At 26.5% G+C, this 234-nt stretch carries 1 pseudogene; it reads left to right on the top strand.

The features are described from left to right. Window positions 1-31 precede the first annotated feature (31 nt). A pseudogene (locus tag GHO25_RS26425) lies at window positions 32-234 on the top strand (hypothetical protein); the annotation flags it as partial.

Raw genomic sequence — 234 nt, 5'->3', positions numbered from 1 at the left:
ATCAACTTACATTGATTTGCATAATTCAAAAATGGAACTTTCAAAACCTATACCAGATAATTTTCACCAGAAAAGAACAGTTGTTCAAGAAGCTTTTTGGAAATTTCCATTTAATCAAAATGTAGATAATATCAAACCGGCTGATTATATAAATACAATCAATAGTTTTTATAAAGAACATTTTCCAGATTATCCAATTAAATTGATTGTGTTTCATGGTGATGAAATATCATC

Source organism: Pseudomonas sp. FSL R10-1350 (assembly GCF_009600525.1).
Classification (GTDB): domain Bacteria; phylum Pseudomonadota; class Gammaproteobacteria; order Pseudomonadales; family Pseudomonadaceae; genus Aquipseudomonas; species Aquipseudomonas helleri.
Note: the sequence above shows the minus strand (reverse complement) of the source record. Positions and strands in the feature narration are given on the sequence as shown.